The organism is Pseudomonas sp. WT-JTC, from assembly GCF_056711565.1.
On sequence record NZ_CM160042.1, the window covers coordinates 2,598,575 to 2,625,163 of the forward strand.

At 56.8% G+C, this 26,589-nt stretch carries 16 protein-coding genes, 2 rRNA genes and 2 pseudogenes; 15 read left to right on the forward strand and 5 right to left on the reverse strand.

The features are described from left to right. Nucleotides 1–81: 81 nt before the first annotated feature. The 4 genes and pseudogenes from AC06G5_RS11960 to AC06G5_RS11975 all read left to right on the forward strand — a co-directional run. Complete coding sequence (locus AC06G5_RS11960; protein WP_480459536.1) at nt 82–2,826, forward strand: glycoside hydrolase family 19 protein; 2,745 nt, start codon at nt 82–84, stop codon at nt 2,824–2,826. After that, nucleotides 2,823–4,088, forward strand: coding sequence for a hypothetical protein (locus tag AC06G5_RS11965; protein WP_480459537.1), 1,266 nt, complete (start codon nt 2,823–2,825; stop codon nt 4,086–4,088). The genes AC06G5_RS11960 and AC06G5_RS11965 overlap by 4 nt, the downstream gene beginning before the upstream one ends. 6 nt (nt 4,089–4,094) lie before the next feature. Continuing rightward, nucleotides 4,095–4,913 (forward strand): hypothetical protein, encoded by an 819-nt coding sequence (locus AC06G5_RS11970; RefSeq protein WP_480459538.1) that lies wholly within the window; start codon nt 4,095–4,097, stop codon nt 4,911–4,913. Between the two features lie 21 nt (nt 4,914–4,934). Then, nucleotides 4,935–5,049, forward strand: a pseudogene (locus AC06G5_RS11975) (LuxR family transcriptional regulator); the annotation flags it as partial. A gap of 151 nt (nt 5,050–5,200) precedes the next feature. Here the strand turns inward: AC06G5_RS11975 and AC06G5_RS11980 are convergent. Next, nucleotides 5,201–5,632, reverse strand: a complete 432-nt coding sequence (locus AC06G5_RS11980; RefSeq protein ID WP_413427089.1) for a nuclear transport factor 2 family protein — start codon at nt 5,630–5,632, stop codon at nt 5,201–5,203. 157 nt (nt 5,633–5,789) lie between these two features. Here AC06G5_RS11980 and AC06G5_RS11985 point away from each other — a divergent pair, with 157 nt between their 5' ends. From AC06G5_RS11985 to AC06G5_RS11995, 3 genes and pseudogenes are all read left to right on the forward strand, one after another. Next, nucleotides 5,790–6,464 carry a DUF2238 domain-containing protein gene (locus AC06G5_RS11985; RefSeq protein WP_413427087.1) on the forward strand — a complete coding sequence of 225 codons (675 nt, stop codon included), beginning with the start codon at nt 5,790–5,792 and terminating at the stop codon, nt 6,462–6,464. Nucleotides 6,465–6,561: 97 nt separating this feature from the next. Continuing rightward, nucleotides 6,562–7,317, forward strand: a pseudogene (locus tag AC06G5_RS11990) (MCP four helix bundle domain-containing protein); the annotation flags it as partial. 132 nt (nt 7,318–7,449) lie between these two features. Beyond that, nucleotides 7,450–8,175, forward strand: coding sequence for a methyl-accepting chemotaxis protein (locus tag AC06G5_RS11995; RefSeq protein WP_480459880.1), 726 nt, complete (start codon nt 7,450–7,452; stop codon nt 8,173–8,175). Nucleotides 8,176–8,295: 120 nt separating this feature from the next. Here the strand turns inward: AC06G5_RS11995 and ilvD are convergent, their stop codons facing one another. After that, nucleotides 8,296–9,978, reverse strand: a complete 1,683-nt coding sequence (ilvD, locus tag AC06G5_RS12000) for a dihydroxy-acid dehydratase (RefSeq protein ID WP_413427085.1) — start codon at nt 9,976–9,978, stop codon at nt 8,296–8,298. A 459-nt stretch (nt 9,979–10,437) separates the two neighbouring features. Here ilvD and mqo point away from each other — a divergent pair, with 459 nt between their 5' ends. The 3 genes from mqo (at nt 10,438) to sorB (ending at nt 15,348) form a co-directional block, all read left to right on the forward strand. Beyond that, nucleotides 10,438–12,084: a malate dehydrogenase (quinone) gene (mqo, locus tag AC06G5_RS12005; protein WP_413427083.1), complete on the forward strand. Its 1,647-nt coding sequence runs from the start codon at nt 10,438–10,440 to the stop codon at nt 12,082–12,084. A gap of 1,349 nt (nt 12,085–13,433) precedes the next feature. Next, entirely contained in the window at nt 13,434–14,693 is a 1,260-nt protein-coding gene (gene sorA, locus AC06G5_RS12010) for a SorA family sulfite dehydrogenase catalytic subunit (RefSeq protein ID WP_480459539.1), read from the forward strand. Between the two features lie 10 nt (nt 14,694–14,703). Continuing rightward, nucleotides 14,704–15,348 (forward strand): SorB family sulfite dehydrogenase c-type cytochrome subunit, encoded by a 645-nt coding sequence (sorB, locus tag AC06G5_RS12015; protein WP_413705101.1) that lies wholly within the window; start codon nt 14,704–14,706, stop codon nt 15,346–15,348. A gap of 73 nt (nt 15,349–15,421) precedes the next feature. Here sorB and AC06G5_RS12020 read toward each other — a convergent pair whose 3' ends face one another. Both AC06G5_RS12020 and AC06G5_RS12025 read right to left on the reverse strand, forming a co-directional pair. Then, on the reverse strand, nt 15,422–16,228 hold the full coding sequence (locus AC06G5_RS12020; protein WP_413705100.1) for a glycosyltransferase family 2 protein: 807 nt from the start codon (nt 16,226–16,228) through the stop codon (nt 15,422–15,424). A gap of 127 nt (nt 16,229–16,355) precedes the next feature. Further along, the gene (locus AC06G5_RS12025; RefSeq protein WP_413705099.1) at nt 16,356–16,988 is read right to left on the reverse strand and encodes a dihydrofolate reductase family protein; all 633 of its coding nucleotides are present in this window, start codon (nt 16,986–16,988) and stop codon (nt 16,356–16,358) included. 323 nt (nt 16,989–17,311) lie between these two features. Between AC06G5_RS12025 and AC06G5_RS12030 the strand changes: the two genes are divergently transcribed. After that, nucleotides 17,312–18,286 carry a quinone oxidoreductase family protein gene (locus AC06G5_RS12030; RefSeq protein ID WP_480459881.1) on the forward strand — a complete coding sequence of 325 codons (975 nt, stop codon included), beginning with the start codon at nt 17,312–17,314 and terminating at the stop codon, nt 18,284–18,286. Beyond that, the gene (locus AC06G5_RS12035) at nt 18,283–19,209 is read left to right on the forward strand and encodes a LysR family transcriptional regulator (RefSeq protein ID WP_413705098.1); all 927 of its coding nucleotides are present in this window, start codon (nt 18,283–18,285) and stop codon (nt 19,207–19,209) included. The genes AC06G5_RS12030 and AC06G5_RS12035 overlap by 4 nt, the downstream gene beginning before the upstream one ends. A 154-nt stretch (nt 19,210–19,363) precedes the next feature. Here the strand turns inward: AC06G5_RS12035 and AC06G5_RS12040 are convergent, their stop codons facing one another. After that, nucleotides 19,364–20,647 carry an MFS transporter gene (locus AC06G5_RS12040; protein ID WP_480459882.1) on the reverse strand — a complete coding sequence of 428 codons (1,284 nt, stop codon included), beginning with the start codon at nt 20,645–20,647 and terminating at the stop codon, nt 19,364–19,366. A 136-nt stretch (nt 20,648–20,783) separates the two neighbouring features. On the opposite strand from AC06G5_RS12040, the gene AC06G5_RS12045 reads away from it, so the two are divergent. The 3 genes from AC06G5_RS12045 to AC06G5_RS12055 all read left to right on the forward strand — a co-directional run bounded on the left by AC06G5_RS12045 (nt 20,784) and on the right by AC06G5_RS12055 (nt 26,442). Then, nucleotides 20,784–21,242 carry a winged helix-turn-helix transcriptional regulator gene (locus AC06G5_RS12045; protein ID WP_480459883.1) on the forward strand — a complete coding sequence of 153 codons (459 nt, stop codon included), beginning with the start codon at nt 20,784–20,786 and terminating at the stop codon, nt 21,240–21,242. A 460-nt stretch (nt 21,243–21,702) separates the two neighbouring features. After that, a 16S ribosomal RNA gene (locus tag AC06G5_RS12050) occupies nt 21,703–23,239 on the forward strand. 311 nt (nt 23,240–23,550) lie between these two features. After that, nucleotides 23,551–26,442: ribosomal RNA gene (locus tag AC06G5_RS12055) — 23S ribosomal RNA — on the forward strand. The 16S and 23S rRNA genes sit together here, the layout of an rRNA operon. Nucleotides 26,443–26,589: the final 147 nt, after the last annotated feature.

Sequence of the window (26,589 nt, forward strand, 5' to 3'; positions counted from 1 at the left end):
AAGCTGTCGAGCGCTTGAACGAGGGTGTAAATGAAGCCTCCTCGTATGTCAGTTCATGCCAGACAAGGAGCAACATTCAACATGGTCAGTTTGCTTTCCCGACTTTTTGGAATTCACGACAACCGCAAGCCCCCTCAATTTGAGCGGCCGAGCCTCCCGATCTCGCCGCTGGCCAAGGCCAGCCTCTTCCCCCCACCCCCGCCTCCGGTGTCCGAGACTGCCACACTGCAACCGGTGAAAAACTGGTGCCACCCCTTCAAGGCCAAAGGCAATCCGCTGGATCAACTGACCCACCTGGCCAAAGCGGTGGCTGGCTACTATCCACTCGGACGCAACGGCCTGTGGCACGGCGGCGTGCACTTCGACAGCGGCACTGCTGGCACCCTTGATCAATCCAGCGTGCACTGCCTGGCCGACGGAGAAGTGGTGGCCTATCGCATCGATACGGATTCGCCGAAAACCTCTTACTTCACCGATGAACAAACGGTCGAGAAACCTTTCTCGCGCAACTTCGTGTTGGTCCGCCATCGCCTCCAACCCCCAAAGATCGAAGGCAGCACGGACATCCCACCCAGCCTGATCTTTTACAGCCTGTACATGCATTTGCAGGATTGGGCGAAGTATCGGCAGGACTCGACCATCGCCCGCCCGGCATTCTGGCCTGAGCGTGCGACCTTTATTGTCAAGCAGACAGCGAACGACCCTCTCCCCGGGCAGCACGAGCAGCGTGGTCTGAAGGTGTATAACCGGTGGCACGGCCGGGAAATCGATTTTCTGCCGCGAGGCGCCGAAGTGACCATCAGCGGCACCGGGCAATTTCGCCAGTTGGAGAGCAGCCTGGGACCGGCCAAACTGCTAAACCCCGATGGTTCGATCAAAGGTTATCTCTCTATCCAGGTGCTCCAAAACCCGGACCTCAAACAGACCCGCATCAGTTCGTCGAAGAAAACCGTCAATGTCCGGGCCGAACCGGTGATTGCTGCGGATAACATCATTTTCAATTTAGCGGTTGATTCGGAGGTCACGGTCAGTGGCGAGGGCGAGTTTCGCAAGCTTGAACGCATCAACCAGTATGTGAGTTTTGATTCGCTGGACGGCGCCATTGAGCCACTAGCGAAAGATCAGGTCGTGGTGCTGGAGCAGCCCGTGGCGATCAAGGCGGGAGACTTGATCGGCCATCTCGGCCTGTATCAGGACGGTGACGCTCAACAACCGGAAAAGAAGCTGCACCTGGAAACCTTCACTGGCGATGACATCGAGACGTTCATCGACGAATGCCGGGTTTGGGCGCAGCGCCTGCCGGAAAAAGAAAATACCTGGCTCAAGCTCGCCAAGGGCACACGGGTGGTGCCGCCTGAAGGTAATACCACCGCTGCGCAACTGCTGGTGTCCAGTGCTTCCAGCCCACGCAGTGCCGCCGACTTGCTGGTCCCCAAGACGTTGCTCGACGAGCTGCCGGCGGACCGAAAAGTCGAGGTGCCCGCGACCCTGACGCGCAAGGCCCGCAACTGGTATCGCCTGGAAAACTTGCTCCACGACGCCGATAACAATCTGCTCGATGGCTGGGTGTGTGAAGAGATCGGCGTAACGCCCTGGGTCAGTCCGTGGGCGTGGGAAGGCTATGGCGTCATCATCGACTACAGCAGACCCAAACACTTGTTGGCCTCCTTTCTCAGCGCCATCGACGGTTTCAGCGACGCGCAGCGCGAGCGTTATCGTTCCATCGCCGAAAAAGACGACAAGGGCCCGATGAAAAGCCGCTTGTACGAAATCATCGATCGCAACCGCGACGGCAAGATGACGGCCACCGAACTGCAAGCGGCCCTTGAGCGACCGGCTCATGCGCAGTCGATTTCGCAGATGATCCTGTACAAGGAAAGCGAGTGGTTTCACCAGCCCAAGGTCTGGGACGCACTGGACGATTTGCTCGGTCATAGCGGCTCGACGCCGCATCTGCACTGGCTGGCGGAAAAGCAGCGGATTGCGCAGTTGGGATGGTGGAGGGAGGTTGCGGAGAAAGTGGGGTTGCCTTCGTGGGGCAGTGCATATCACTTTCATCCAATTGGGTTGATGGGGAATTTTGGCGATAACAGATTTAAATTTTCGCTGAAGGTCATGAAGAGCATTTATCCAAATCTCAAGGAAGATCGATACGGTGATTTGCAAAAAATCGCTGATGAGTTAAACGAAAATCTCGAATTTTTTAGATTGGACACGCCGCTGCGGAGAACACACTTTTTCGCGCAGATTCAAGAAGAAACGGGAAAGAACTTGTCGGTGGATGAAGATTTTAGCCACGGAGCCAACGCGCTTATGAGCTTGTTTAGCTATTTCAGGAAAAACCCTGAAGAGGCAAGGCGATACGGTTACGAAACACGGGCTGGGAAAATTAAAGAAAACGGCCTGCCTATGACCCGTACCGATTATGAGGCCATCGCCAATGGGGCATATGGGGGGCGCGCTGATCTTGGCAATGGAGGGATTTCAAGCGGTGATGGGTGGAGATACAGAGGGAGAGGTCTGAAGCAATTGACAGGGTTACACAATTACAAAGCATTTCAATATTGGCACTCAAAACATTCAGCGCAATGGCCGAATGATCACGTTGATTTTGTTGCGAACCCTGACTTGCTACTGGAGATAAAATATGCAGTTCGATCGGCAGCAAATTTTTGGTTGGGTAATAAGCTGTATGAGATCGCAGATAAAGGTAGCACTCCGGAGGTTGTGGATTCTATAACCGCAATAGTAAACAAACATACGAAGAGTTATCCCGGTAGAAGAGAGAATTTTTCCGAGTTGTTGAGGGTGGGTGCATTGAAATGAAAATAACACTGATTTGTTGCTTGGCTATACCATTTTTCATGCATCTTTCAGCTTGGGCGAAAGACCCATACGTGGATATAAGTAGCACAATGTGCGTGGAAGGAGAGGATGTCTATATAAGCTGTGCCTTTAATCCTGACATGGATCAGTATGACTATATAGGTGAAGTAGCTTCCATTTGCGCGAGATCCAACACTTCTCCCGATAACGGTTATGTACAATATCGCTACGGCATACCATCCTACGGACTTGGTCCGGCCAACGTAGAGATGCAATTTCCTGAGCAGAAAACACCTCCTAAAGGAATATTTGCAATTTACAGCTCGAAAAACCCAGATAGTACGGGGACCGCTCTTCGCTTTAAAAAAGGCGAATATCTTTACTCATTTGAACGTCTGAATTCTTTTAGCTATAATGTTGTTTCCAGAAAATATGGCAAAAAAATATTTAATAAAGGCTGTAATCTTCCTGGTAAAGATTACTTAATTGACGACGCATATAAAGGTATACAGGCAATAGAGCTTGGCGAAACAAAAGTGCCCGGTGCGAATAATTGCAGAGGTATTGGTCTTCGGGAAGCTTATAGCTCTTTCGATGTAGATAAGGTGAATGCATGTATCGTCTACACAAAATCAGATGTGCAAACCGAGGGGCAGCTATCGCGTGATCCTGATGGAATATCCCTCTATTCAGTTGTTTCATCTGATACCCCAAAACTTGTTTATGAATTTCCATATGATGGTACGGAAGGTAAAATCATCGACGCGTTTTTTCTCCCCGTTGGTAGGGGAGAAGAAATGTTGTTCGTTATTCATCACATAGTAGCGCCAGATTCGTGGAGTCGGGTAAGAGATATATACGATGTAAGCGTGTTTAGGGTTGGCGCGGATTCTTTGTTTCTGGACAAAAAACTCACTCGTTTTTTTCATTTGGGTGGGGATGAAATTGATAGGCAAGGGAGAGTACCGTATATATATCCGTATAAAGATAAGAGTAGTGTTGAGAAAGCTGCAGGTTCACCCTTGTTTCGCGCTATCATTGCTGACAAAAAAATTCCCGGTACAGTTTTAGAAAAAAATGTTCTTTATGATGGCGGCTCGGAGCCGTTGCTGCAGTATTCACCAAAAATGTACTTAATTAAAGGGGATAAGATTTTAGTGCAAGATTCGTGGGCTGGGTGGTGCAAGATCTCATACCAAGCAAAAGTAAAAATAGTTGATAAGTGGATGGAGTGTAAGTCAATTAATTTTTCTGCGAGGTAGGTCACCATGCCAATCAGACTGGATAAAATTCCCCATCCCGCACTCCGTCCTCAACGACCCCGATTTCTTCTTTGGCTCGGCTTGTTGTTGCTGTTTTGTTTGCTGGGCGCAGGAGCGACGCTGTTGTTCGGCGACGAAACCTTACCCCAGCGGCCTTCGGATTTCTGGAGCCTGGCCTTGGGCATTCCAATCCTGGGCTGGTGCGTGCTGGGATTCGGGCGAGTGCTGTTGCACGCAGGCGAACATGGTGCCGCCGATGGTTGGGATGAAGCTCGTGAAGAAGACCTGATCCGCAAGATTCGTCAGGGCCGTCGATCGCAGCAGGTGTTGGGCGTGAGCTTGCAGACCGCGCTTCGAGAGCCTGAGGATGAACCGGCAATACAGCTGGAAGCTCTGTTGAGTGGGACGATGGCGCTGAAGGCACAAGCGTCGAGGGTGGATGGAGCGACGTTTCGCCATAGTTGCTTGTCATGCGATGCCGATGACCTGCTTTACGCAACGCGCCAGGCGCTTGATTGGGTGCCGCTTGAATCGACATCAATCGAGCGGGTTTGGCGAGTGGGTATCGACGCGCGACGGGCTGCCGCCATTGCAGGCGTGTGGTCTGAAGTCGCCATGTCAGGCAATAGGTCGGGATTGTGCAACCTCGACGCAATGCTGGGTCATCCGGGCTGCGCTTCGGCTTGGCTAGCCGTCGGTGCCGGCACGCAGGCGATACAGTGCGGTGCCGGGCCGCAATTCATCTTCAGTGGCGGCGCGGCTGCGGCGGGTCTCTGGGGCACGGTGTTGATGCCTGCATCGCCACTTTTGAACCAGGCGTCTTGAACCTGGTTCTGACGAGTGAGTTCTACCGCCCGCCGGATGAGCATCTCGCCGGAAACCGAACCTGTACCTGAAACTGGAAGTGGGTTCGCACTCGGAGTTGTTTGCGCTGTTTATCGAGTGGTTGCGAAAGCACTGAGAGTTTCAGCCGAGCACAGATCAAATGTAGGAGCGAGCCTGCTCGCGAAGAACGTCCAGACGACGCGTTCAGTCAGGCAGCCCGCGTTATCGTTGACCTCCATCGCGAGCAGGCTCGCTCCTACAGGTTATGTTGGTGGCTTACGCACTCATCAGAACTTGTACGCTTGCCGTCCCACCAACAGCCATTTGCCGTTCTGCTTTTGCCAGATCTGCAGGTTCTCGATTTCGGTTGGCACCACTTCGGTACCTTTGAGCGCTTGCGCCGAGAAGTGGTGGCGGACCAGCGCGACATCGCCCGAGACGGTGATGGTCTGGTTTTGCATCTCCAGGGTCTTGAAGGCGCTCTTGCCGGTTTCGATGTCGGCGATGAACGCCTGCTTGTCCTGGATCTTGCCGCTGGAGTGCCCGTAGGTCAGGTTCTCGGCGGTCAAGGCGTTCAGCTCCGGGATGTCTTTGTGCAGCATGGCCTGGGTCAGGTGGTCGACAGCCTGGGCGACGTCTTTGTCCGCGGCAGCCGGGGTGGCGGCGACGTAGCCGCTGAACAGGCACAGAAAACCAATCAGCACTGTTGTTTTTTTCATGGGTGTTTCCTTGTTGTTGTAGGGATGGCGCTATGACTGCTCGAGTATTCGTCAGTCATCGTACAACCTATCATGCGATGGAGGGAAAAAGCGAACTTGCCCTGCAGCCATGCCTCGAAGTTAAAAGGGCGATGCCCTGACTTCGAGGTATTGCACCATGCAGCCTGACCCGCGTTTACGGCACGACCTGACGTTGCTCATGGTGTTTCTGGTGATCGTCGTGGTGTCGGGTTTTGCTCCCCGCAGCCGGGTGGACTGGGCGCTGGAAAACCTGCTGGTGCTGTTGCTGGTGGGCACGCTGGTGGCGGTTTCGCGGCGGTTCCGTTTGTCGGCGACATCCATCACGCTGGTGTTTGCGTTTCTGTGCGTGCATGAGTTGGGTGCCCACTACACCTATTCCCTGGTGCCTTACGAACGCTGGTCTTCGGCGTGGTTGGGTTTCAGTTTCGAGCAGGCGTCAGGCGTTCACCGCAATCACTACGACCGACTGGTGCATCTGAGCTACGGACTGCTGCTGGCTTATCCGGTGCGCGAAGTGTTGTTGCGCCTGACCCCGCTACGCGGGTTCTGGCTGTTTTTCGTGACCCTGAACATCATGCTGTCGACCTCCGCCATGTATGAACTGGTGGAGTGGATCGGCGGTGCCTTTCTGGGCAATGACACGGCGAACGCCTTCGTCGGCGCACAAAACGACCCCTGGGACTCGCAAAAGGACATGGCCATCGCGCTCGCCGGTGCATTGGTCAGCCTGTTTCTGGTGTCCCTGCGCGGCATGGCGCAAAAACAGCCGCTGACGACCGCGTGTCGTAAAAAAAGCAATCTGTGGGAATAGGCTTCAACTACTGCTCGAACCCGTCGATACCCTCTTGAAGCGTGCCACCCGCGCGGGGCAAACCCCGTCGCCAAACGTGCCAGAGAGGAACCACAGAGTGTCCATAAAACTGCGTTTAATATTGTTGATCGGCACCGGATTGCTCACTGCGTTGATCATGAGCCTGGTCAGTTATCTGGGAAACACCCGGATGGCCGAGGCCGTGGACGACAACAACGTCAGCATGGCCGCGCTGCGCAATCACCTGGAAGGCGACATGATGCACGACGCGTTGCGCGCCGACGTGTTGTCGGCCATGTTGGTGGGCTTGAACAAAAGCACCAGCAGCAAGGCCGAGGTGCGCAGTTCCATCGAAGAGCACGCCCAACGCTTTCGCGAAGTGCTCGGGGAAAACCTCAAGCTGCCGGTCCACGACACCATTAAGGCCGGCCTGAACAAGATCAAGCCGAGCCTCGACACCTACATCAGTGCCGCCGAGCGCATCGCCGGGCTGGCGCTGGAAAACCCGGAAGCGGCACAACAGCAGCTGGGCACCTTCAACAACGCCTTCAGCCAGCTGGAAGACCAGATGGAGGCTCTCAGCGAGTTGATCGAAAGCAATACGCAACAGACCAGCCAGGGCACGGCGCAAGTCATCAGCAACGCCAACCTGACCCTCGGCGGCATGCTGATCGCCGGTTTGTTGCTGCTGTTGGCCCTGGGGCGTTCGGCGATCCTGAGCATCATGGGCCCGCTGCAAACCGCCAGTCGCATTGCCCAGAGCATCGCCCATGGCAACCTCGGCGAGCCGATTGTCGAGCCCACCCGCAAGGACGAAGCCAGCGCATTGATTCGTAGCCTGGCAACCATGCAGCGGGATTTGCGCGGCATGATCGAGGTGGTGCGCAGCAACGCCCACGGTGTCAGTGGCATGAGCGCGCAACTGAGCAACGGTTGCCATGAGGTGGCCGGCAGCAGCCAGCAGCAAAGCGCGGCGGCCAGCACCATGGCCGCGGCCGCCAGCGAAATGACGGCGAGCATCGAGGAAATCACCCGGCATGCCGAGCGGGCGCTGAACATGGCCAATCAGGCCGAGGCGCTGGCCAAGGACGGTGGCCGGGTGATCCACCAAGTGGTCAGCGACATGGACGGCATCGCGCGTTCGGCGCAGCACTCGGCGCAGGTGATCCGCACGCTGGACAAAGAGTCCGAGGGGATCTTTAACATCATTCAGGTGATCAAGGGCATCGCTGACCAGACCAACCTGCTGGCCCTGAACGCCGCCATCGAAGCCGCCCGTGCCGGCGAGCAGGGCCGTGGTTTTGCCGTGGTGGCCGATGAGGTCCGCAGCCTGGCGGGGCGCACCAGCGCTTCCACCCAGGAAATCGCCAGCATGGTCGCACGCATCCAGCAAAGCACCCGCGAGGCGGTGATCAGCATGGAGGAGGGCGTGGCCCAGGTCGACAAAGGCATGGCGGTGACGGCCGATGTCGAGCGCGCCATTCGTGAAATCCTCGATGCCACGCTCAACACCACGCAACTGGTCAATGACATCAGCCGCACCATCGGCGAGCAAAGCCTGGCCAGCAACGAGATCGCCCATCAGGTGGAGATGATTGCCGGCATGTCGCAAGGCAACAGCAAGGTGATCGGGCAGACGGCTTCGACCACCGATGAGTTGTCGAGCCTGGCGGGGCAGTTGGCGCAGTCGGTGGATCGGTTCAGGCTTTGAGGTAGAGGTTGCCTGACAAGACGCCTTCGCGAGCAAGCCAGCTCCCACATTTGATCGCGGCCTAATGTGGGAGCTGGCTTGCTCGCGAAGGCGGCAGACCATACAACGCAAAACTACGGGCTACAGGTATTTGTCCGTCACAGCCCCCTCCGAAGCACTGGACACCGTCTTCGCATACTTGGCCAGCACCCCCCGTGTGTACTTGGCGGGCGGCGGCACCCAACGCGACTTGCGCTCGGCCAGCACAGCCTCGGAGACGTCCACGGTAATCTGCCGGGTTTGCGCATCGATGATGATCCTGTCGCCATTTTCGACCAGCGCAATCGGTCCGCCTTCGAAGGCTTCCGGCGTGATGTGGCCGACCACGAAACCGTGGGAGCCGCCGGAAAAACGCCCGTCGGTGATCAGCGCCACATCCTTGCCCAGGCCCTTGCCCATGACCGCCGAGGTCGGCGAGAGCATTTCGCGCATGCCTGGCCCACCCTTGGGGCCTTCGTAGCGGATCACGATCACTTCGCCGGGCTGTACCTCGCCATTGAGGATGCCGGCCAGCGCACCTTCCTCACCGTGATAGACCCGGGCCGTGCCTTCAAAACGCAGGCCTTCCTTGCCGGTGATCTTGGCCACGGCGCCGTTGGGCGAGAGGTTGCCGCGCAGAATGACCAGGTGGGAATCCTTTTTGATCGGCTGGTCGAAAGGCCGGATCACGTCCTGGCCGGCCGGGTAATCGGGCACGTTTGCCAGGTTTTCCGCCAGGGTCTGGCCGGTGACGGTCAGCACATCGCCGTGCAGCATGCCGGCATCGAGCATGCGCTTCATCAGCGGTTGAATACCGCCGATGGCCACCAGCTCGCTCATCATGTATTTGCCACTGGGGCGCAGGTCGGCGACCACCGGGGAAATCTTGCCCAGCTCGACGAAGTCATCCAGGGTCAGTTCGACATCCACCGCATTGGCCATGGCCAGCAAATGCAGCACGGCGTTGGTCGAGCCGGCGAGGGCGATCACCACGCGGATGGCATTCTCGAAGGCTTTGCGGGTCATGATGTCGCGGGGTTTGAGGTCGAGCTTGAGCAACTCCATGACCTGCTGGCCGGCCCGGTAGCTGTCCGATGCCTTGTCGGCGCCGATGGCGTCCTGGGAGCTGGAGCCGGGCAGGCTCATGCCCAATGCCTCAATGGCCGAGGCCATGGTGTTGGCGGTGTACATGCCGCCACAGGAACCGGGACCGGGAATCGCCACTTCCTCGATCTGCTTGACCTGAATCTCGTTGATGTCGCCCCGCGCGTGCTGGCCCACGGCCTCGAACACGGAAATGATGTCGGTATGACCGGCCCCCGGCTGGATGGTGCCGCCATAGACAAAGATCGACGGGCGATTGAGCCGCGCCATGCCGATCAGGCACCCCGGCATGTTCTTGTCGCAACCGCCGATGGTCACCAGGCCGTCGAAACCCTCGCAACCGGTGACCACTTCAATGGAGTCGGCGATCACCTCGCGGGACACCAGCGAATACTTCATGCCTTCGGTGCCGTTGGCGATGCCGTCGGAAATGGTGATGGTGTTGAAGATCACGCCCTTGGCGCCCGCGGCATTCGCGCCTTTTTCGGCTTCGAGCGCCAGCTTGTCGATGTGCATGTTGCAGGGGGTGACCATGGCCCAGGTCGAGGCGATGCCGACCTGCGGCTTGCTGAAGTCTGCATCGGTAAAGCCCACGGCCCGCAACATGGCGCGTGCGGGGGCGGCTTCCACGCCGTCGATCACTTGAGAGGAGTACTTGCGCAGATCGTCTTTGTCGCTCATGACTTGTCCTCACCTGCTCATCTGAAGACCACTGAGTATAGTCGCCGATCCGCCGTAACCTCGTGCACCGGAACCTGTAGGAGCCGGCTTGCCGGTGATGGCGGCCTCTGATGCGATACAACACTCAAGGCCGCCATCGCTGGCAAGCCAGCTCCTACAGAGTCGGGAACAGACGCGCGGGTAAGCCTTGTCGTGATATTCTTCGCGCCCACTTGGTTTGACCTGTTCAGTCGGCGTGTCCTCGAGACGTGCCGGCAGAATCACTGTCGCTCAAGTAGCTGAAGCCAATAAAGATAAAAAGTCAGTTCAGAAGGGACATTAAACGGGGGTCGACGCGGTTCGTCGGCCTTGTGTGCCCACCCTGCAATCCTTGAGTGCCGCACCCGTGACTGCCGTGAAACATGGGGCTGTGCGCGTGAGGATGGAAGGGCGGATGGCGTTTTATCATAGGTGCTACAGATGTTTAAGAAAGTGAACACGGCCCTGCTGGGGCTGGCGTTGTCGATGGGGATGACTTCCGTCCACGCAGAAGAGGCAAAGAAAGTCGATGTACTGCTGATTGGCGGCGGCATCATGAGCGCGACCCTGGGTGTGTGGCTCAATGAGCTGGAACCCGGCATGTCGATGGAAATGGTCGAGCGCCTCGACGGCGTCGCCCAGGAAAGCTCCAACGGCTGGAACAACGCCGGTACCGGTCACTCCGCCCTGGCCGAGCTGAACTACACCCCGGAAGACGAGAACGGCAAGGTCTCGATCCAGAAGGCCGTTGAAATCAACGAAGCGTTCCAGATCTCCCGTCAGTTCTGGGCCTGGCAGGTTCAGCAAGGCGTGCTGAAGAACCCGCGTTCGTTCATCAACTCCACTCCGCACATGAGTTTCGTGTGGGGCGATGACAACATCAAGTTCCTGAAAAAACGCTACGAAGCCCTGCAGGCGAGCCCGCTGTTCGCCGGCATGCAGTATTCCGAAGACCCGGCCGTGATCAAGCAGTGGGTACCGCTGATGATGGAAGGGCGTGACCCGAACCAGAAAATCGCGGCCACCTGGAGCCCGATCGGCACCGACATGAACTTCGGCGAAATCACGCGTCAGTTCGTTGCACACCTGCAGACCACGCCTAAATTCGACTTGAAGCTGTCCAGCGAAGTGCAGGACATCACCAGGAACGAAGACGGCAGCTGGCGCGTCAGCTACAAGAACCTGAAAGACGGCAGCAAGACCGAAACCGACGCGAAATTCGTGTTCATCGGCGCCGGCGGCGGTGCCCTGCACCTGCTGCAGAAGTCCGGCATTCCGGAAGCCAGGGAATACGCAGGCTTCCCGGTAGGCGGCTCGTTCCTGGTGACCGAGAACCCGACCATCGCCGAGCAACACCTGGCCAAGGCCTACGGCAAGGCTTCGGTAGGCGCTCCGCCGATGTCGGTTCCGCACCTGGACACCCGCGTGCTGGACGGCAAGCGCGTGATCCTGTTTGGCCCATTCGCGACCTTCAGCACCAAGTTCCTGAAAGAAGGTTCGTACCTGGACCTGCTGACCACCACGACCACGCACAACGTGTGGCCAATGACCAAGGTCGGCATCAAGGAATACCCGCTGGTCGAGTACCTTGCAGGCCAGTTGATGCTGTCTGACGAAGACCGCATGAACGCCCTGAAAGAATACTTCCCGAACGCCAAGGCTGAAGACTGGCGCCTGTGGCAAGCCGGCCAGCGCGTGCAGATCATCAAGCGTGATGAAGCGGCCGGTGGCGTGCTGAAACTGGGCACCGAGATCGTTGCTTCGCAAGACGGCAGTATTGCCGGCCTGCTGGGTGCCTCCCCAGGCGCTTCGACCGCTGCGCCGATCATGCTGACCGTGCTGCAGAAAGTGTTCAAGGACAAGGTTGCGACTCCTGACTGGCAGGCAAAACTGCACCAGATCGTGCCGAGCTACGGCACCCAGCTGAACGCCAGCCCGGAGAAAGTCGCTGAAGAGTGGGCTTATACCGCCAAGGTGCTGGAGCTGACTCCGCCACCAGCGGTGATCGCGCCGGCTGTGAAGCCAGTGACGGTCGACACGGCTGTAAAAGCGCCGAAGGCTAATGCTGCGAGTGATATGGCTCTGTGATTCGGATGTCCTGCCGTTGAGGTGGGGTGTTTGGGTTAGCTGACCCGTATAAAAGAAAGCCCGCTGAACCGGTTACGGTTGGCGGGTTTTTTTTTGCGTACATATCCGTTTCTGCGGTCACGGCCACTTAGGGTTCCGCCCTTACGGCGGGTTACTTGGAAGAGCGGAGCGCCGCCCGGCCCCAAGTAACCAAGGGCTCTTGCCCCTGACGTTCGGTGCCTCGCCAAGGCTCGGCATTCCCTCGCTCCGGTCCTGCTCCGTGGGCCCGCCGCGATCGGCCATCCCTGGCCGTACGCGGCTAACCCGGCATCCATGCCGGGTTGCCCACTGCACAGAACCTGCGCTCGGCCTCTCGAGGGGGCAAGCAGATCAAAAGCCAAAGCGAGGCGGCCTGACAGCCGACCTGACCGCGATTGAACGCGCTTCCCTGTAGGAGCGAGCCTGCTCGCGAAAAACGCCGGGACACCGCGGGGACTCAGACAGCCCACGTCATCGTTGACGACCATCGCGAGCAAGCTCGCTCCTACAGGCTGGCGTTCATCCTCTCCGGCCCTGAATGCAATTTGGCGCAGGGGATTCAATAGATGATTACCTTGGTGGCGATGTTGTTTTTGTGTGCGTATCCGTTTCTGCGGTCACGGCTACTTGTGGTTCCGCCTTTACGGCGGATTACTTGGAAGAGCGGAGCGCCGCCCGGCCCCAAGTAACCAAGGGCTCTTGCCCCTGACGTTCGGTGCCTCGCTCCGGTCCTGCTCCGTGGGCCCGCCACGATCGGCCATCCCTGGCCGTACGCGGCTAACCCGGCATCCATGCCGGGTTGCCCACTGCGCAGAACCTGCGCTCGGCCTCTCGAGGGGGCAAGCAGATCAAAAGCCAAAGCGAGGCGGCCTGCTGGCCGGCCTGATCGCAATTGAACGCTTCTCCCTGTAGGAGCGAGCTTGCTCGCGAAAAACGCCGGGACAACGCGGGCATTCAGGCAGCCTGCGTTATCGTTGACGTCCATCGCGAGCAAGCTCGCTCCTACAGGCTGGCGTTCATCCTCTCTGGCGCTGGGGATTCAACAGGCGATTGCCTTGGCGGTAGCAGGCGAGGGCAGTTTTTAGGCTAATGTGAAAAATAGCCACTGAGAGGGTGCCTCTCAATGCCGCTCCTTTCGGCTGCTCCTGTCATCAATTGCCAAGTCCCTGACGTTTAATGCGAAGCAACCCATGTGCACCTGACGATACTGGTTTGTTTATCGACATCGAACAATAAAGAGAACCCGCACTGGCACATCAAGGCTGATGCCTCTTCATCCTGACGAGGAACTGTCAGTTGCATCTCGATAAAACAATCAAGGAGAGCGTGCAATGAAGTTCAGTTTTGTAGACAGCAGCCAGCCGAGCCGGCGGCGGGTTTTACGCGATGCTTTCACCTTGGCTTTGGTGGCTTCGCCGTTGGCCAGCCTCGCCAGGGCAGCCGAGGAAAGCGGGGCAGCCAGTGAATCCTCCGAGGAAGTAACCTTTGCCGCTGGCCCACGACCGCTGGTGCAATACCCGCAAAAGCGCCCGTTGACCCTGGTGACCACTCGGCCGCCGCATCTGGAGACGCCGTTCTCTGTCTTTAACGAAGGACCGATCACGCCCAATGACGCCTTTTTCGTGCGTTACCACCTGGCCAATTTCCCGACCAGCATCGACCCCGACACCTACCGCCTGACGATCAAGGGTGTGGTCGACACGCCGCTGTCACTGTCCCTCGCCGAGCTCAAGGCCCTCGCCGAGCCGGTGGAAGTGGTGGCCGTCAATCAGTGTTCGGGCAACAGCCGCGGCTTCTCGATGCCGCGCGTGTTCGGCGCTCAGTTGGGCAATGGCTCCATGGGCAATGCGCGTTGGCTGGGGGTGCCGCTCAAGGCGGTGCTGGAAAAGGCCGGCGTCAAGGCCGAGGCCCGGCAAGTAACTTTCCGTGGGCTGGATAAACCGGTGCTGCCGAGCACGCCGGAGTTCATCAAGGCGCTGGACATCAGCCATGCCATGGACGGCGAGCCGATGATTGCCTGGTCGATGAATGGCACCGACCTGCCATTTCTCAACGGTTATCCGATTCGTTTGGTGGTGCCTGGCTATTTCGGCACGTATTGGGTCAAGCACCTGAGCGAGATCGAAGTCGTCGACCATACCTACGACGGTTTCTTCATGGCCAAGGGTTATCGGGTTCCGGATAACGACTGCTTCTGCGTTGCTCCCGGCACTACGCCGGCGAAAACCCAGCCGATTTCAAAATTGCCGGTACGCAGTTTCATCACCAGCGTCAAGCACGGCGATGTATTGCCGCTGAACAAAAGCGTGGTGCTCAAGGGCATCGCGTTCGACGGCGGCGTCGGGGTGAACAAGGTGGAAGTGTCGATCGACGGCGGAAAAACCTGGCGCGAATCCGCCCTCGGGCAGGACCTTGGCCGTTTTTCCTTCCGCGAGTGGACGCTGCCGATCACCTTTACCAGCAAGGGTGCCACCCAGTTGATGGTGCGGGCCAGCAACAGTGCCGGCGAGACGCAACCGTTGCAAGCCGACTGGAACCCCGGTGGCTACCGCCGCCACGTCGTAGAAACCAGCCACGTCACCGTCGCCTGAGGAGGGCCGCATGAAACCAATGAAGTTCATGACTGCCTTGCTGTGTGCGGCTCAGGTCGGTCTGGCCAGCATGGCTGGCGCAGCACCACTTTCGATTACGCTGCCGCCCGAAACAGCTGCTTTGAAGCCCAGTACACTGCCTGGCTACCCATTGGCCCAGCAGAAGTGTTCCATCTGCCATTCGGCCGACTACATCAACTTCCAGCCGCCTGGCATGAGCCTGGCGCAGTGGACCGCCGAGGCGGGCAAGATGCAGCACGTGTACGGTGCGCCGATCAGCGACCAGGAGGTGAATGTCATCGGCGCCTACCTGGCGGTGACCTACGGCAGTGCCCAGGCGAGCGATGCCGATGTTCAGGCGGCCTCGAACCCGCCGGCGGATCAGCCACCGACGGTGTCGGTCGCGAAAGTCGCCTCGGCCTTGCTCAAGGACAACGCCTGCCTGTCCTGTCATGCGGTCGACCACAAGGTCGTCGGCCCGGCCTATCACGATGTGGCGACCAAATATGCCAATGACCCGCAGGCACTGGCCCGGGTCATGTCCAGCATTGAGCACGGCGGCAGCGGAAAGTGGGGGGATGTGCCCATGCCGCCTTTTGCGCAGTTGAGCTCGGACGACTTGAAAAGCCTGGCGACGTTCATCATGAGCCAGTGAGCCTGATGCAAAAAAGCCCGCTGAACCGGCGACGGTCAGTGGGCTTTTTTGTGGTCGGGTATGTGAGGTTCGTTCAAGACACCGAGGTGTTGTCCGCACTGAAGCGCTTGAGAATGTCCTGGTACATTCTGGTCCTTCGGTGATCCTGGCCATATCCGCCAGCGGCGGCGACGGTGCCGGCCTGAACGTGGTCCAGGTACTTGAATATTTTGCCCGGCGACAGAAACACTACCTTGTAGCCAAGCCCGATCACCCGATCCTGCAGTTCATAGCCGGGCACACGATCGTCGATCTGAAAATGCAGACCCTGTTGCTTCATCAGCCTGCAATTCCATAGCGTGCAAAAGCTTTTCAAGTGGGTTTCCCGGTAGGGTTTCGGTTCTTTTGATCGCAGGCCCAGCGACTGCTTCAGGCGTCGGTAATGGTGTTTGCAAAGGCGTGAACTGAAACGCCACGCGGTCCTTGGCAGTCCGCGATTGAGTTGCTCGGTGCATCCGACCGCTGCGACGTTTCGATCCTTTGTGCAGTGCTCCATCATCATCGCAAAGACATTGGCATCGAAGACGAAGGTGTCGGTGTGCATCAGGAACAGGTAGTCGGTATCGATCCTGGCCAGCGCCATATCCAGTGCCTTGCCATGGGCGATGTGCCCCGGCTCTTTGGTGGGCGCATCGCGTTCGATCAGGTTGATCCAGTCGAGTGAGCGCAAATACTCGACGCTGGCGTCCGCCGAATCGTTATCCACCACCCAGACGGCAATTCCGGCTTTTTGTACAGGCTCGCGCAAGAGGTCCAGGCAGATCCTGGTCAAATCAAGGGTTTTGTAATTAACCAGAACGATGCTGAACGGTGGTTTGGCGTTTGTATCGACACTACCCATCTGCGAAATGCTCGACGACTCAAAAGCGTCGAAGATTAAACAGGCAACCTTAGCCCAAGCTTAATTTCAGCCGGGCCGTTGGTATCGAGGCGGGTGCACGGTTTTGAGCCGTTGCCAGGGGCGCAGGCTATTGCTGCCTGACGCCCTCGAACGTACCTGTTCGCACCTCGCCGCTGCGGATGTAACGGGCGATCAGCACGCCCCCGGGCGAGCTGATCGAGCTCAGCATGGTGAAAGCCGATGCTTGGGCGTTGTCGTCGAACAGGCGCTTGCCGCGCCCCAGTAGGATCGGGTGAATCATCAGCCGCAATTCGTCCACCAGGCCGACGGCAAGCAGCTGGCGAACCAGATCGCCGCTGCCTTGTGTCAACAACCGGGGACCGTCCTGACGCTTGAGGGCGCTGATCGCGTCGACCAGGTTGCCCGGCAGCGCATGACTGTTCTGCCAGTCCAGCGAATCGGCGCGGTGCGTGGCCACATGCTTGGGCACGCCGTTGAACAGGTCGGCAATTGTTCGGTTGGTTGAGTCGGGCTGAATGCGCGGCCAGTAGGAGGCGAAGATGTCGTAGGTGCGACGCCCCAGCAACAAATCGAATGGCTGTGAGAACAGGTCCTGCACGGCCTGGCCGGTGGTTTTGTCGGCGTAGGGGACGATCCAGCCACCGAACCGGAATCCGCCAGCGCGATCCTCTTCAGGCCCGCCGGGCGCCTGCATGACACCGTCCAGACTGATGAACGCGGCAACGGTCAGTGTGCGCATGCTCTTCTCCTGATTCATCCGGGTGAAAGTGTCTATGCAGGGATATCTGCGACCCCTTGAGATCATATCCCTGTTAGATAGTCGAACCAGACGCTGCGAAATCGACACCAGGATGCGCGGTTTGTATTCAGCCCGGATAAAGTGAAGATCAAGTATCGCTACGACCCGCATTGTTCCACGCAATGACGCGTGGTATCTGTGATGTGATTGCTGCAATCTATGCACTAATGATCTGCACGCAACCCGTCTTGTTCATTGGAAGGTCAGTTCTCACACTGGCGGCATCTATGTGAAGGCAGCTTCTGACTGAAGGGGAAATGACAATGGTATCTGCGATCAGGTTTAACCAGTGCGGCAATCCTGAAGTACTGAACCTGGAGACACTGAGCGAACAATCGCCAGGGCCAGGCGAGGTCTGGCTTGAGCAGGAAGCCATTGGTGTCAACTTCCTCGACGTCACCCAGCGCAAGGGCGCGGTGCCCATTGCGTTGCCGTCCGGGCTTGGGCTGGAAGGCGCCGGGCGTGTCGCCGTTGTAGGTGCCGGTGTCAGCAATGTGCGGGTAGGGGATCGTGTCGTCTATGCCACCGGCCCCGTCGGTTCCTATGCTTGCGCCCGGCTTTATCCGGCGGAGCGCCTGGTCAGGATTCCGGATGCGCTCTCGTTCGATGATGCCGCAGCCGTCATGTTCAAGGGCATCACTGCGCAGTACCTTTTGAAAACCACCTATCCCGTAGGGCAGGGCACAACCATTCTCCTCTACGGTGTGGCTGGAGGGGTGGGGGAAATCATGGTGCCGTGGGCCAGGCACTTGGGTGCCACTGTGATTGGCGTGGTTTCAAAACAGGCCAGTGTCGAAAAGGCCAGAGCGTCGGGATGCGATGAAGTCCTGGTGTTTGATGCTGACAGCCTGGCATCGGATGTCGCACGGATCACCGGCGGGAAAAAGGTCGACGTCGTCTATGACCCGATAGGGCGTGTTTCTTTCCAGGCATCCCTGGACAGCTTGCGACCCCGTGGCCTGATGGTATCGTTCGGCGCTTCATCCGGTGCGCCGTCAGCCGTGGAGCTGTCGACACTCAACGCCAAGGGCTCGCTGTTCCTGACACGCCCCTCGTTGGCAGCCCATACGGCGAGTGTCGCGGAGTACCAGGAGCGTGCACAGGATGTTTTGGCCGCGATAGGCGCGGGAATTATCAAGCCCCGAATCCGGGCCAGCTACTCGCTGGCTGATGCAGCGTTGGCACATGCCGTTCTGGAGTCGGGGCGTTCTTCGGGGGCGATCATTCTAAAACCATGAATCCTGATGTTCTGAACAATCAGCACAGTGACGAAATCGCTGCGTTTCTGGCCGTGGCCTCGCAAGGCTCATTTGTCGGTGCCGGCCGGCTATTGCAGCGACACCCCACAGTCGTTTCAAAGCGGCTCGCGGCAATGGAGAAGCGCCTTGGCGTTCGGCTCGTGGAGCGCTCGACCCGGCAGGTGCGAATCACTGAAGTCGGTGTCAGGCTGGAGCAGCGTCTTCGCTCAGCCATCGGGTTGATGAATGAAGCGCAACAGCAGGCGGCCGAAGGTGCCAGCGAAATTCGCGGTACTTTGCGAATTGCACTGCCAGCCGCCATGGGACGGCGTTGGCTCGGCCCGATGCTTCCGGAGTTTCTTGCGGCTCATCCTCATGTCTCGATCCATGCAGACTATAGCGAGCGTCTGGTGGACATCATTGATGAAGGATTTGACGCTGCAATCCGGATTGGAGAACTGGAAGACAACAGGTTGATCGCCAGGAAGCTGAGCGACCATCGCCGGATTCTGTGCGCCTCGCCTGCCTACATCAAAAAGCACGGCATGCCCGAAACCCCACAGGATCTGATCAAGCACAATTGCCTTCGCTTCAGTGGTCTTGCGTCTTTTCCCCTGTGGAGACTCCATCGCGGCAACGAACTTCAAGGGGTTTCTCCTAAAGGAAACCTGACTGCCAATGACAGCGAATCATTACTTGCCGCGGCCCGCGCCGATGCAGGAATCCTGGGGGCGGGCGACTGGTTGATGAGTCGTGATATTGCTGCCGGGAAACTGTTGCATGTGCTTCCTGACTGGCAACTGGATGCCGCAGGTGGGGTCTATCTGGTCAGGCCATCGGCCAAGTTTCCCGGTGCCGTGGTTGTCGCGTTCAAACAATGGATCGAGTCAAAGTTTATCCCTTCGCCTCCGTGGGCCATTTGACTGCTGCCATTGAGCCTGTCTGGTTTGCCGGGTCATGTTGAACCGCTGTTGAGGGTTGCAGTGGCCCTGGCCCTGGGTGAGCAGATCAGGACAGAGCAGTGGATGACATGCCTTGCAATCTGGAGGGCGGTGGGTTGTTTGCGTTGCCTGACTCTCATGTTGATCTTCCTTTATTGGCCGTTGAGCAATGACGCGTGAAAAACCACAGAGTCAGGGCACTGGCGCTGATAAAGGCGCCCAGCAGGCTGACTGCCATCCAGCCCCATAGCGCATACACCTGGGTCGCGGCTGCGGCGCCCAGTGCGCTGCCAACCGAGTAGAAGCACATGTAGGCGCCGACCATGCGACTTTGAGCGTCGGGTCGTGCAGCGAAAATGATGCTCTGGTTGGTGACGTGTACTGCCTGCACCGCGAAGTCGAGCAGCACTACGCCGCAGACCAGCGCGACCAGGGATGTCTCGGCAAACATGATGGGCAGCCAGGACAACGTCAGGAGCCCCAGCGAAATACCGGTCACCCGTTGCCCCAGCCCTTGATCGGCCCAGCGACCGGCTCTTCCGGCAGCAAGCGCGCCGGCGACGCCAGCCAGGCCAAACAGGCCGATGGCCGTGTGTGAAAGCGACAGCGGCGGGGCGCTCAATGGCAGCACCATGGATGTCCAGAGCACGGAAAAAGCGGCAAAGATCAGCAGGGCCAGCAGGCCCCTGGCGCGCAGCGTGCGCTCGCTGATGAATAGTTTGAAGAGCGAACCCACGAGCACCGGATAGGCGTCTTGATGCCTTGGCGACGCTGTGACAGGAACCGCTCTCCACAACACTGCCGCGAGGATCAGCATCATTGCCGAGGACACAAAGTAAACGGCGCGCCAGCCAGCGATGTCCGCAATCAGGCCAGAGGTAAACCGCGCCAGCAGAATGCCCAGGACAATGCCACTGGTTACCGTCCCCACGGCCTGCCCGCGTTGTGATGGCGTTGCCAGCACCGCGGCGTATGCCACAAGCACCTGAACGACCACTGCCAGCAAGCCCATCACGATCATGGCCCCCAGCAGTGCCAGCCATTGCTGTGATGCGCCGACTGCCGCCAGCGCAATGGCAGACAGCAGTACTAGAGTCAGGATCAGCCGCTTACGGTTGACCAGATCGCCGAGCGGGACGATGAACAGCAACCCCAGCGCGTATCCAGCCTGAGTCGCAGTCACCACAACCCCGATCGTTGATGAGGCCACACCCAGACTCTGAGCCATGGAGTCGAGTAATGGTTGTGCGAAATAAACGTTGGCTACCGCAAGCGCGCAGGTGAAAGAAAACAACAACGTGAGCGACGGAGAAAGCCCCGGAGATCGCTCGGCCCTGCCGCTTTTTTCAATGTCCGCAGGCGGCAATGCCGAAGGCTGACTGGAGAAACGCGTGGTAGCTGAGTCGGCATCTGCTGTCATGTACGCCTCCATGGCGCTAAACTGGTTTCAATTCAAAACCTGTTCGATTGTTGTCGAATCTTGTTTCAAAATGCAACCACATTGTGCCGGGCCGGTGGACAGACTTGGCAAATCGAAATTCCGGAAGGTCAAAAAGATGGTCGCAGACACTTCACCGCAAAGCAGCGAATGCCCGGTAGCAAGAACACTTGAGGCCATCGGTGATCGCTGGTCGCTGATGATCATCCGCGACGCCTTTGACGACATTCGCCGCTTCAGCGAATTTCAAAAGAGCCTGGGCGTAGCCAAGAATATTCTGGCATCGCGACTGAAAACCCTGGTTGAAGTCGGGGTATTCGATGTTAGACCGGCGTCAGATGGCAGCGCCTACAAGGAGTACGTGCTGACGGAAAAAGGGCGGGAGATCTTTCCGGTTGTGGTCAGTATGAGGCAGTGGGGCGAACGTTTCCTGTTCAAGCCAGAGGAGGCGTGCTCTGTACTGCTGGATAACGAGTCCGGCCAGCCTCTGATGCCGCTTGATGTTCGTTCATCAAGCGGTCAGAAACTTGGCCCCTCTGATTGCCACAGGGTGAGACTCGTTGATGGCGGGTCTTGAGGCGACAACAGACTTGCTTCACACCTGAACGATCCTGGGGAATTCACGTCGGTATCCGTATATGAACTTGAACCAGGATGAAAACTGCAGTGGGTGCGCTGGAAGGAAAAGAATTTTTAGTGGGGGGTTGACCGCGTATTTTAATGCTGTAGTATTCGCCTCCCGCTGACGAGCAGTTTGCTGCTGGTCTGGCTTAAGTAGCTGATTTTATTAAGTAAAAACAGAAACTTTTAAGGTTGCTTTTTGAAAGAGGTGCTGTAGAATGCGCGCCTCGGTTGAGACGAAAGATCTTAACCAACCGCTCTTTAACAACTGAATCAAGCAATTCGTGTGGGTGCTTGTGGAGTCAGACTGCTAGTCAACAGATTATCAGCATCACAAGTTACTCCGCGAGAAATCAAAGATGTAACCAACGATTGCTGAGCCAAGTTTAGGGTTTTCTCAAAACCCAAAGATGTTTGAACTGAAGAGTTTGATCATGGCTCAGATTGAACGCTGGCGGCAGGCCTAACACATGCAAGTCGAGCGGATGACGGGAGCTTGCTCCCGAATTCAGCGGCGGACGGGTGAGTAATGCCTAGGAATCTGCCTGGTAGTGGGGGACAACGTCTCGAAAGGGACGCTAATACCGCATACGTCCTACGGGAGAAAGCAGGGGACCTTCGGGCCTTGCGCTATCAGATGAGCCTAGGTCGGATTAGCTAGTTGGTGAGGTAATGGCTCACCAAGGCGACGATCCGTAACTGGTCTGAGAGGATGATCAGTCACACTGGAACTGAGACACGGTCCAGACTCCTACGGGAGGCAGCAGTGGGGAATATTGGACAATGGGCGAAAGCCTGATCCAGCCATGCCGCGTGTGTGAAGAAGGTCTTCGGATTGTAAAGCACTTTAAGTTGGGAGGAAGGGCAGTAAATTAATACTTTGCTGTTTTGACGTTACCGACAGAATAAGCACCGGCTAACTCTGTGCCAGCAGCCGCGGTAATACAGAGGGTGCAAGCGTTAATCGGAATTACTGGGCGTAAAGCGCGCGTAGGTGGTTTGTTAAGTTGGATGTGAAAGCCCCGGGCTCAACCTGGGAACTGCATTCAAAACTGACAAGCTAGAGTATGGTAGAGGGTGGTGGAATTTCCTGTGTAGCGGTGAAATGCGTAGATATAGGAAGGAACACCAGTGGCGAAGGCGACCACCTGGACTGATACTGACACTGAGGTGCGAAAGCGTGGGGAGCAAACAGGATTAGATACCCTGGTAGTCCACGCCGTAAACGATGTCAACTAGCCGTTGGGAGCCTTGAGCTCTTAGTGGCGCAGCTAACGCATTAAGTTGACCGCCTGGGGAGTACGGCCGCAAGGTTAAAACTCAAATGAATTGACGGGGGCCCGCACAAGCGGTGGAGCATGTGGTTTAATTCGAAGCAACGCGAAGAACCTTACCAGGCCTTGACATCCAATGAACTTTCCAGAGATGGATTGGTGCCTTCGGGAACATTGAGACAGGTGCTGCATGGCTGTCGTCAGCTCGTGTCGTGAGATGTTGGGTTAAGTCCCGTAACGAGCGCAACCCTTGTCCTTAGTTACCAGCACGTAATGGTGGGCACTCTAAGGAGACTGCCGGTGACAAACCGGAGGAAGGTGGGGATGACGTCAAGTCATCATGGCCCTTACGGCCTGGGCTACACACGTGCTACAATGGTCGGTACAGAGGGTTGCCAAGCCGCGAGGTGGAGCTAATCCCACAAAACCGATCGTAGTCCGGATCGCAGTCTGCAACTCGACTGCGTGAAGTCGGAATCGCTAGTAATCGCGAATCAGAATGTCGCGGTGAATACGTTCCCGGGCCTTGTACACACCGCCCGTCACACCATGGGAGTGGGTTGCACCAGAAGTAGCTAGTCTAACCTTCGGGGGGACGGTTACCACGGTGTGATTCATGACTGGGGTGAAGTCGTAACAAGGTAGCCGTAGGGGAACCTGCGGCTGGATCACCTCCTTAATCGACGACTCAGCTGCTCCATAAGTTCCCACACGAATTGCTTGATTCATTGAAGAAGACGAGAGACGAGCCTTTAAGGCGGTCTGTTTCGTTAGAGTTTAGAAATGAATATTCCAGTGTGAATGTTGATTTCTAGTCTTTGACTAGTTCGTTCTTTAAAAATTTGGGTATGTGATAGAAAGATAGACTGAACGTTACTTTCACTGGTAGCGGATCAGGCTAAGGTAAAATTTGTGAGTTGCTCTATGAGCAAGTGCGAATTTTCGGCGAATGTCGTCTTCATAGTATAACCAGATTGCTTGGGGTTATATGGTCAAGTGAAGAAGCGCATACGGTGGATGCCTTGGCAGTCAGAGGCGATGAAAGACGTGGTAGCCTGCGAAAAGCTTCGGGGAGTCGGCAAACAGACTTTGATCCGGAGATGTCTGAATGGGGGAACCCAGCCATCATAAGATGGTTATCTTGTACTGAATACATAGGTGCAAGAGGCGAACCAGGGGAACTGAAACATCTAAGTACCCTGAGGAAAAGAAATCAACCGAGATTCCCTTAGTAGTGGCGAGCGAACGGGGACTAGCCCTTAAGTGGCTTTGAGATTAGCGGAACGCTCTGGAAAGTGCGGCCATAGTGGGTGATAGCCCTGTACGCGAAAATCTCTTGGTCATGAAATCGAGTAGGACGGAGCACGAGAAACTTTGTCTGAATATGGGGGGACCATCCTCCAAGGCTAAATACTACTGACTGACCGATAGTGAACTAGTACCGTGAGGGAAAGGCGAAAAGAACCCCGGAGAGGGGAGTGAAATAGATCCTGAAACCGTATGCGTACAAGCAGTGGGAGCCCACTTTGTTGGGTGACTGCGTACCTTTTGTATAATGGGTCAGCGACTTATTTTCAGTGGCGAGCTTAACCGAATAGGGGAGGCGTAGCGAAAGCGAGTCTTAATAGGGCGTCTAGTCGCTGGGAATAGACCCGAAACCGGGCGATCTATCCATGGGCAGGTTGAAGGTTAGGTAACACTGACTGGAGGACCGAACCGACTACCGTTGAAAAGTTAGCGGATGACCTGTGGATCGGAGTGAAAGGCTAATCAAGCTCGGAGATAGCTGGTTCTCCTCGAAAGCTATTTAGGTAGCGCCTCATGTATCACTGTAGGGGGTAGAGCACTGTTTCGGCTAGGGGGTCATCCCGACTTACCAAACCGATGCAAACTCCGAATACCTACAAGTGCCGAGCATGGGAGACACACGGCGGGTGCTAACGTCCGTCGTGAAAAGGGAAACAACCCAGACCGTCAGCTAAGGTCCCAAAGTTATGGTTAAGTGGGAAACGATGTGGGAAGGCTTAGACAGCTAGGAGGTTGGCTTAGAAGCAGCCACCCTTTAAAGAAAGCGTAATAGCTCACTAGTCGAGTCGGCCTGCGCGGAAGATGTAACGGGGCTCAAACCATACACCGAAGCTACGGGTATCACGCAAGTGATGCGGTAGAGGAGCGTTCTGTAAGCCTGTGAAGGTGAGTTGAGAAGCTTGCTGGAGGTATCAGAAGTGCGAATGCTGACATGAGTAACGACAATGGGTGTGAAAAACACCCACGCCGAAAGACCAAGGTTTCCTGCGCAACGTTAATCGACGCAGGGTTAGTCGGTCCCTAAGGCGAGGCTGAAAAGCGTAGTCGATGGAAAACAGGTTAATATTCCTGTACTTCTGGTTATTGCGATGGAGGGACGGAGAAGGCTAGGCCAGCTTGGCGTTGGTTGTCCAAGTTTAAGGTGGTAGGCTGAGATCTTAGGTAAATCCGGGATCTTAAGGCCGAGAGCTGATGACGAGTTACCCTTTGGGTGACGAAGTGGTTGATGCCATGCTTCCAAGAAAAGCTTCTAAGCTTCAGATAACCAGGAACCGTACCCCAAACCGACACAGGTGGTTGGGTAGAGAATACCAAGGCGCTTGAGAGAACTCGGGTGAAGGAACTAGGCAAAATGGCACCGTAACTTCGGGAGAAGGTGCGCCGGTGAGGGTGAAGCATTTACTGCGTAAGCCCACGCCGGTCGAAGATACCAGGCCGCTGCGACTGTTTATTAAAAACACAGCACTCTGCAAACACGAAAGTGGACGTATAGGGTGTGACGCCTGCCCGGTGCCGGAAGGTTAATTGATGGGGTTAGCTAACGCGAAGCTCTTGATCGAAGCCCCGGTAAACGGCGGCCGTAACTATAACGGTCCTAAGGTAGCGAAATTCCTTGTCGGGTAAGTTCCGACCTGCACGAATGGCGTAACGATGGCGGCGCTGTCTCCACCCGAGACTCAGTGAAATTGAAATCGCTGTGAAGATGCAGTGTATCCGCGGCTAGACGGAAAGACCCCGTGAACCTTTACTATAGCTTTGCACTGGACTTTGAATTTGCTTGTGTAGGATAGGTGGGAGGCTTTGAAGCGTGGACGCCAGTTCGCGTGGAGCCATCCTTGAAATACCACCCTGGCAACTTTGAGGTTCTAACTCAGGTCCGTTATCCGGATCGAGGACAGTGTATGGTGGGTAGTTTGACTGGGGCGGTCTCCTCCTAAAGAGTAACGGAGGAGTACGAAGGTGCGCTCAGACCGGTCGGAAATCGGTCGTAGAGTATAAAGGCAAAAGCGCGCTTGACTGCGAGACAGACACGTCGAGCAGGTACGAAAGTAGGTCTTAGTGATCCGGTGGTTCTGTATGGAAGGGCCATCGCTCAACGGATAAAAGGTACTCCGGGGATAACAGGCTGATACCGCCCAAGAGTTCATATCGACGGCGGTGTTTGGCACCTCGATGTCGGCTCATCACATCCTGGGGCTGAAGCCGGTCCCAAGGGTATGGCTGTTCGCCATTTAAAGTGGTACGCGAGCTGGGTTTAGAACGTCGTGAGACAGTTCGGTCCCTATCTGCCGTGGACGTTTGAGATTTGAGAGGGGCTGCTCCTAGTACGAGAGGACCGGAGTGGACGAACCTCTGGTGTTCCGGTTGTCACGCCAGTGGCATTGCCGGGTAGCTATGTTCGGAAAAGATAACCGCTGAAAGCATCTAAGCGGGAAACTTGCCTCAAGATGAGATCTCACTGGAGCCTTGAGCTCCCTGAAGGGCCGTCGAAGACTACGACGTTGATAGGTTGGGTGTGTAAGCGCTGTGAGGCGTTGAGCTAACCAATACTAATTGCCCGTGAGGCTTGACCATATAACACCCAAGCAATTTGACTACTCGAAAGAGCATCAGATTGCGGTGTGTGAAGACGAAAGAACCGAAAGTTCGACGCTCACAAAACACCGATTTCCATCACATACCCAATTTGCTGAAGCGAGGCCCTCCGGTCACGACTCAGTA

Excerpts from the sequence above, each read along its gene's own strand:
- AC06G5_RS11960 (WP_480459536.1), top strand. The coding sequence starts at position 82 with ATGGTCAGTTTGCTTTCCCGACTTTTTGGAATTCACGACAACCGCAAG.
- AC06G5_RS11965 (WP_480459537.1), top strand. The coding sequence starts at position 2,823 with ATGAAAATAACACTGATTTGTTGCTTGGCTATACCATTTTTCATGCAT.
- AC06G5_RS11970 (WP_480459538.1), top strand. The coding sequence starts at position 4,095 with ATGCCAATCAGACTGGATAAAATTCCCCATCCCGCACTCCGTCCTCAA.
- AC06G5_RS11980 (WP_413427089.1), bottom strand. The coding sequence starts at position 5,632 with ATGAAAAAAACAACAGTGCTGATTGGTTTTCTGTGCCTGTTCAGCGGC.
- AC06G5_RS11985 (WP_413427087.1), top strand. The coding sequence starts at position 5,790 with ATGCAGCCTGACCCGCGTTTACGGCACGACCTGACGTTGCTCATGGTG.
- AC06G5_RS11995 (WP_480459880.1), top strand. The coding sequence starts at position 7,450 with ATGGCCGCGGCCGCCAGCGAAATGACGGCGAGCATCGAGGAAATCACC.
- ilvD (WP_413427085.1), bottom strand. The coding sequence starts at position 9,978 with ATGAGCGACAAAGACGATCTGCGCAAGTACTCCTCTCAAGTGATCGAC.
- mqo (WP_413427083.1), top strand. The coding sequence starts at position 10,438 with ATGTTTAAGAAAGTGAACACGGCCCTGCTGGGGCTGGCGTTGTCGATG.
- sorA (WP_480459539.1), top strand. The coding sequence starts at position 13,434 with ATGAAGTTCAGTTTTGTAGACAGCAGCCAGCCGAGCCGGCGGCGGGTT.
- sorB (WP_413705101.1), top strand. The coding sequence starts at position 14,704 with ATGAAACCAATGAAGTTCATGACTGCCTTGCTGTGTGCGGCTCAGGTC.
- AC06G5_RS12020 (WP_413705100.1), bottom strand. The coding sequence starts at position 16,228 with ATGGGTAGTGTCGATACAAACGCCAAACCACCGTTCAGCATCGTTCTG.
- AC06G5_RS12025 (WP_413705099.1), bottom strand. The coding sequence starts at position 16,988 with ATGCGCACACTGACCGTTGCCGCGTTCATCAGTCTGGACGGTGTCATG.
- AC06G5_RS12030 (WP_480459881.1), top strand. The coding sequence starts at position 17,312 with ATGGTATCTGCGATCAGGTTTAACCAGTGCGGCAATCCTGAAGTACTG.
- AC06G5_RS12035 (WP_413705098.1), top strand. The coding sequence starts at position 18,283 with ATGAATCCTGATGTTCTGAACAATCAGCACAGTGACGAAATCGCTGCG.
- AC06G5_RS12040 (WP_480459882.1), bottom strand. The coding sequence starts at position 20,647 with ATGACAGCAGATGCCGACTCAGCTACCACGCGTTTCTCCAGTCAGCCT.
- AC06G5_RS12045 (WP_480459883.1), top strand. The coding sequence starts at position 20,784 with ATGGTCGCAGACACTTCACCGCAAAGCAGCGAATGCCCGGTAGCAAGA.